Source organism: Paraburkholderia sp. SIMBA_027, from assembly GCF_046535315.1.
Lineage (GTDB): Bacteria > Pseudomonadota > Gammaproteobacteria > Burkholderiales > Burkholderiaceae > Paraburkholderia > Paraburkholderia tropica.
This window is the reverse complement of sequence record NZ_JAWRWY010001202.1, coordinates 1-251: the sequence shown is the minus strand read 5'-3', so window position 1 is coordinate 251 and position 251 is coordinate 1. Positions and strand designations below refer to the sequence as shown.

At 62.9% G+C, this 251-nt stretch carries 1 pseudogene; it reads right to left on the bottom strand.

Going from position 1 to position 251, the window contains the following annotated elements:
• Positions 1–220 (bottom strand): annotated as a pseudogene (locus tag SB764_RS42960) (sensor histidine kinase); the annotation flags it as partial.
• Positions 221–251: the final 31 nt, after the last annotated feature.

Here is a 251-nt window from a genome sequence, read left to right as displayed (position 1 = left end):
CTGCATCGAGCCGCCGCATCGCCGAGATACCGATCACGCTCGCGCCGATCAAGCCGATCACAAACGTGAGTATGGCCGTGGAAAGCAGCGCGTGCAGCAGTTCTTCGTCGAAGTGGTCGAGTTCGCGGACGTTCTGGCATTGCAAGGCGATGCGGCTGTCGGACAGGCGCGCGGCGATACATCGTCCGGGCGGGTGGTCCGGCAGATTTGCGAGTCGCATCGAAAACGGCTTGTCGAAGTGGGGGATCGCC